This window comes from Litorisediminivivens sp. KMU-197 (assembly GCF_056858395.1).
On sequence record NZ_JBXEQG010000026.1, the window covers coordinates 1 to 5,186 of the forward strand.

Annotated in this window: 1 protein-coding gene; it reads left to right on the forward strand. The window is 68.6% G+C overall.

What is annotated here, in order from left to right; genetic code table 11:
- Positions 1-27: 27 nt before the first annotated feature.
- Positions 28-5,186, forward strand: a 5,159-nt coding sequence (locus AC04PT_RS20055; protein WP_482875562.1) for a DUF11 domain-containing protein, incomplete at its 3' end; no start/stop codon positions are given.

Here is a 5,186-nt window from a genome sequence, read left to right on the forward strand (position 1 = left end):
AGGACGGCGCGGCGTCTATTTTGGGTATTGTTGATTTGGCTGGTCTCGGTTGTTGCGGCTGTTGCGCATGGGGCCTGGCTGGGGACTGGGGAGATTGATCTGACGCCGGGATCGCGGGCGGCGATCAAGGCGCGGGTGCAGAGCGGTGAGCCGGCGCTGTCGGCGGGCGACATCGTCGAGGTGTTTTCCAGCTTTCCGGTGATCGTGGCCGGCACGCTGGACGGGCCCGGGGGCTATGCGACGATGTACGTGCCGGCCGGGGCCGAGGTGGTGGGCGCCTATATCACCGACGCGGCGGGCAATCCGCTGCCGGCGCGTCCGGCGCAGGCGACGACCGGCAGCGGGGTGTCCAAGGGCTGGGGGCCGAAGGGCCAGCAGGTCTTCGACGTCACCAGCTTCGGCTGGCAGCCCGGGGACACCACGCTGTGTGCGCTCGCGGGCTACACCGCGGCGGATTGCAACGCGGGCCTGGCCTATATCTACGGCGACACCGGCATCTTCTATTCCACCCGCGAGGACACCGCGCTGTTCGCCGACGGGTCGGACATCGCGACGCTGGAGAACGGCTACCTCGTCGATCCGACGAACGGCACGCCCTGGACCACCGTGGGCGGCACCGGCACCGCGCGGGTGCACAACAAGTGGGATGCGGTGCAGATCAACGCCTTCGGTTCGGGCGGGTCGATCTTCGACAACGGCTTTTCCACCTCCGAGCAGACCTCGATCACCGGCGGGCGCGGCGCGACCCCGTTCCGCTCGGGCAGCCCCGTGGCGGGCCCCGACAGCGGCAGCGACTGGGACCGCTACGGCACCACCGGCCCGTGGCAGCGCATCCAGTACCCCGGATCGTGCCGCGCCGACGATCCGGCGATCCCCGGCGGCGAAGGCCCGGCCACTGGCGCCGGCTCGGTCTATCCCGAGACCACCGACCCCGGCGTGAACTCGGTCGAGGTCTGTTCCGACGCCTCGACCACCGGCTTCGACCTCAACGCCTCGGACGCCATTGCGCTGCCCGCGGGCACCAATGCGGTGCGCTTCGCCTTTGGCGGCATCGCCGAGGCCGAGGTGTTTTACGGCGCGCTGCGGCTGCGGGTGACCGACCCCGAGGCGCTTGGCCCGATCAACGCAGAAGGCCACGGCGGCGACAGCGCCGAAGGCGCCTCGGCCGGCAACGACAACCCGTGGCGTTACTGGGTGGCTGGGTCTTCGGCCTATGCGGTGCCCGGCCCCGATGACATCGTCGTCGGCATCTCGATCGTGGAAGTGAACGGGGCGCCCTACGCAGGCGGCAATATCCCGCCCTCCGCGACCGTGCGCTATCGCGTGACCTATGCCAATTCCTCGCTTTCGCCCCTGAACAATGCGCAGATCACGGCCACGTTGCCGACGCAAACCACCGCGACCTCGAATTTCGAGGTGGTCTCGGGCGCGGACATCCGCCCGGCCTCCAACCCGACCGGTGGCACCTTCAGCTTTGCCAATATCCCCACGCTCTCCAGCCTCGCCTCGGGCGCGGTGGAGTTCGACGTCGCCACCAATGCACCCGGCGGCGCGGTTGTCACCGCCGACACGCGGATCATCAGCAATGAATCCGGCCCCGGCACGGATAGCGCAAGCGTCAATGTCTCGCCCGCCCCGGTCGAGGCGCTGCCCGGCTGTTCCGGCGCGCGCTTCTCGCTGGTCGACTGGGCCACCGATGCGCCGACGCTGGTGGGCCAGACCGTGCCGATCTCGCGCTATGGCATCACCGGCTCGCTGGTGGCGAGCGACCTGTCGCGCCCATTCCGCCCCGCCGCCGTCGGCACCACCAACCAGCTCTACGCGGGTACCGGCGGCAACCCGATGCTGGATGCGCAATACGTCGACCTCCGCGTGACGCTGAGCCAGCCGCTCAACGGCGTCTACTTCTACCTCGCCGACCTGAACCAGGACGAGAGCGTGACGATCTACGGCGAACGGGTCGGCCAGCGCGTCAGCCCGGCGATGACCGACGGGCCGGGCAGCTTCCCGATGACCCGCGTCGCCAACGATGACGGCTCCGTCACCGGGGAACGCAACACGGTGTTCGGCAGCGGGGCGGGGCAAGCGGTGCTGGTGGGGTTCTCGCAGCCGATCGACACGCTGATCATCCGTCACACCCCGCTGGTGTTCAGCGGCTCCGGCCTGTCGGGCGGCGACGGCATGCATCTTGCCGATATCCAGGCCTGTGCCGATTTCACCGATGCGCCCAGCGGGCTGGGCGATGCGCTGCACAACTTCATTGACGGCGATGCCTTCCGGATCGGCGCTTCGGTCACCGGCGACACCGGCCCCGGCAACGCCGCCAACGCCGACAGCGACGACGACGACGGCGTCAGCATCCCGCCGATGACCCAGGGCATCCTGACCACCATCACCGCCGAGGTGACCGGCACTGGCGGCCTGCTGCAGGCCTGGGTCGACTGGAACGGCAACGGCACCCTCGAGGCCGGCACCGCCGAGCAGATCGCGACCGACCTTGCCGACGACGGCCTCGGCCGCGACGAGGCGGCGGGCGACGGGCAGATCCAGTTCGACGTGGTCGTGCCCGGCGATGCCGTGCTCGACCAGACCTATGCGCGCTTCCGCTGGTCCACCCGGCCCGCGCTCGGCGTCACGACGCCGGCGGCCAACGGCGAGGTCGAGGATTATGCCGTCGTCGTCGCCGCCGCGCCGGTCGTGGACCGCGGCGATGCGCCCGAGAGCTATGGCGACCCGCAGCATATCATCGCCGAGGCGGGCGTGGCGGGCACCTACCTCGGGGCGACCCCCCCGGACCCCGACGCCGCCGCGCAATACAGCGCCGACGCCACCGGCGACGACCTCGACGGCAGCGACGACGAAGACGGCGTGATCCTGCCGCAACTGTTCCAGGGCGGCACCTCAGAGGTGACGGTGATCGTCAACGAGGTCACCGGCGGCGTCAGCGGTGTGACCGGCGCGGTGGCCTACCTGCAGGCCTGGGTGGATTTCGACGGCGACGGCACCTTTGACGCCACCGACATGGTCGCTTCCGACCTTCAGGACGGCTCGGCCGGCGACAAGGACGGCGTCCTGAACGGCCGGATCGTATTCGACATCGACGTGCCGGCCAATGCCACGCTGTTGCCCACCTTCGCCCGCTTCCGCTGGTCGACCACCGCGGGCGTGGTGCAACTGGCGCTGGACGGCGAGATCGAGGATTACACGCTCACCATCTCGGGCGACGCCCCGCCGGTGACCTGCGATGCCGGGCTCTACATGATCTCGGGCAACGACTCGGTGCTGCGGCGGTTGCAGTTCTCGGCCGGGCTTACCGGCTATACCCTCAACCTCCAGGACCTCGGCGCCGCCGGACAGGACCTGAGCGGCAGCTGGGGCTACAACGAGGTCGACGGCTATCTCTATGGCATCGAGGACGGGCGGCGCGATCTCTGGCGCGTCGACGGCAGCGGCACTTTCACCGCGATGCCGAAGCCGCCGGGCACCATCGAAAAGGGCAATACCTCGGGCGACATCCTGCCCAACGGGGTAATGGTCTATGCCGTCAACAACAGCTCCTTCCAGCTGCTCGATCTCTCGAACCCGAATGCCTCGGTCGACAATGGCCTGCTGGTCCTTGACAGCAACGTGACGCCCGAGGATTTTGCCTACAACGCCATCGACGGCAATATCTACGGCGTCGATTCCGGCACCGGCCAGCTGTTCCGGGTGTCGGCCAACAACGGCAACGCCAGCGTCGGCTCCGAGCTGGTGACCTTCTTCGGACCGGCAATCTACACCGGCTTCTATGGCGCGGTGTGGTTCGACGACACCGGCCGCCTGTACATCTATGACGACGACACCAACGAGCTTTTCCTCGTCGATACGGTGACCGGCGTACGCCAGCTGATCGCCACCAGCCAGACCGACGAAGGCGGCAGAAACGACGGTGCCTCCTGCCGCGGGCCTTCGGCCATTCCCTTCGGCAGCATCTCGGGCAACGTCTACATCGACCAGGACGCGTCCGACGTGAAGGACGGAGCCGAGATCAACCTTGGCGGCGGCATCGCGATCAGCGTCTACGACGACAATGGCACGCCCAACGATCTGACCGACGACACGTTCCTCAGGACGGTGGACACGCTGGCCGACGGCACCTACCAGGTGGCCGGCCTCTCCCCCGGATCCACCTACCGCGTCGAGGTGGACGAGACCGACACCGACCTGCCCGCAGGCTCGCAGATCGGCACATCCAATCCGGTGGTCGGTGTGGTCGTCACGCCCTATGGCAACACGCCCGACATCGACTTCGGCTTCGATCCGCAGGAATCCGACCTGTCGATCACCAAGGTCGCCTACAACAACGGCAGCAACACGGTGATCACCCAGGCCGCGCCCGGCGATCTGGTCGACTTCGTGATCTCGGTCAACAACGCCGGCCCCGGCTCGCCCTCGGGCGTCACGGTGATCGAGAAGCTGCCCTCGGGCTTCCAGTATGTCAGCGACAACGCCCCGGCGACCGGCGATTATTACGACCCGGCCAACGGGGTCTGGTTCGTCGACGAGATCCTGCCCGGCGCGGTCGAGGAGCTGCGCATCACCGCACGGGTGCTGGACACCGGCAATCACGTCAACGCGGTCGAGATCATCGCAAGCTCGCTGCCCGATGTCGACAGCGACCCCTCGGTGGGCGCCGCGGTCGACGACCTCAACGACGGGCTCGCCGACGACGACGAGGACAGCTACGCCATCTCGCTCTACGCCGGCGAGCGGCAGCTCTCGGGGCGGGTGTTCATCGACAACGGGGGCGGCGGCGGCACCGCGCACGACGGGCTGGTCAACGGCGGAGAAGCCGGCGCCCCCGCCGCCCGGATCCGGATCACCGACAGCACCGGCGGCGTCATCGCCTCACCGCTGATCGACGACGACGGCACCTGGAGCTATGCGCTCGACGCCGACCACAGCGGGCCGATCACGCTGGACGTCTCCGGCAGCGCGGCCTACGTCCCGATCTCCGAGACCAAGTCAGGCCTGCCATCGCTGGTCGATCCCGACCCGCGCGACGGCAGCTATACCTTCACCCCGGCGGCGGAGACCGATTATGCCGGGCTCGACTTCGGCCTCGTCGCCGCGCCACGCCTCACCGAGGATCAGACCGTCGCCGTCGAGGCCGGGCAGATCGCGCTGCTGAGCCATGAATACCTGGC